The following is a 1,124-nucleotide window of genomic DNA, read 5'->3' on the forward strand; positions in this document are numbered from 1 at the left end:
CGTGCCAGATACGCGAGACCCTGCAGGACATCTACGAGACCAGCCGCACGCCAGGCGAGGCGTGGTCGCGCCTGCACCGCCTGTGCTCGTGGATGATGCACTCACGGCTGGAACCCATGAAGGACCTCGCCCGCATGATCCGCAGGCACTGGAACGAGATCCTGGCCTACTTCACCCACCCGTACACCAACGCGGTCCTCGAGGGCGTCAACAGCGTCATCCAGAACGTCAAACGACGAGCACGCGGATTTCGGAACATGGACTACTTCGCCACCATGATCTACCTGACCTGCGGCAAACTCGACCTCAAAGCAGTCACCGCCTAACCCCCACAACCCACCACAAACAGCAAATAGCCGTTTTCTGCTTGTTTTCATCTCAAAACAACAAAAATCGACAGGACTTAGGGCACGTGGGGGGGCACGACGGCTACCTGATGCCCTAAGCCCGCAACACGCCGGAGGTGAATACATATGGCTAGAAATCGTCGTGGTTTTGGCAAGATAAGGAAGTTGCCATCGGGGCGCTATCAAGCGTCCTATGTAGTGAACGGGGAGAGGTTCACCGCTCCCGATACGTTCAGCAGCAAGACTAGCGCCGACGCATGGCTTAGCGGAGTGCGGGCGGCGATTAATCGTAATGAGTGGGTAGACCCGCGCGTTACCGGTCAGACGTTCAAGGTGTACGCCTTGACATGGCTTAGGGAGAGGCGAGAGCGCTTAGCACCCGGCACGGCACGCATGTACGCGGAACTATTAGACCAATTGTGGCTATTTGCTGTTTGTGGTGGGTTGTGGGGGTTAGGCGGTGACTGCTTTGAGGTCGAGTTTGCCGCAGGTCAGGTAGATCATGGTGGCGAAGTAGTCCATGTTCCGAAATCCGCGTGCTCGTCGTTTGACGTTCTGGATGACGCTGTTGACGCCCTCGAGGACCGCGTTGGTGTACGGGTGGGTGAAGTAGGCCAGGATCTCGTTCCAGTGCCTGCGGATCATGCGGGCGAGGTCCTTCATGGGTTCCAGCCGTGAGTGCATCATCCACGAGCACAGGCGGTGCAGGCGCGACCACGCCTCGCCTGGCGTGCGGCTGGTCTCGTAGATGTCCTGCAGGGTCTCGCGTATCTGGCA

Annotated in this window: 2 protein-coding genes and 1 pseudogene; 2 read left to right on the forward strand and 1 reads right to left on the reverse strand. The window is 58.7% G+C overall.

The genetic code is table 11. The features are described from left to right. Both BCAL_RS11245 and BCAL_RS14130 read left to right on the forward strand, forming a co-directional pair. Positions 1–326, forward strand: a 326-nt coding sequence (locus BCAL_RS11245; RefSeq protein ID WP_162178555.1) for a transposase, incomplete at its 5' end; no start/stop codon positions are given. A 147-nt stretch (positions 327–473) separates the two neighbouring features. Beyond that, a pseudogene (locus tag BCAL_RS14130) lies at positions 474–626 on the forward strand (hypothetical protein); the annotation flags it as partial. A gap of 174 nt (positions 627–800) precedes the next feature. Here BCAL_RS14130 and BCAL_RS11250 read toward each other — a convergent pair. Next, positions 801–1,124: transposase (locus BCAL_RS11250; protein WP_162178555.1), on the reverse strand; the 324-nt coding region annotated here is incomplete at its 5' end.

Origin of the sequence: Bifidobacterium callitrichos DSM 23973 (assembly GCF_000741175.1) — a bacterium.
GTDB lineage: Bacteria > Actinomycetota > Actinomycetes > Actinomycetales > Bifidobacteriaceae > Bifidobacterium > Bifidobacterium callitrichos.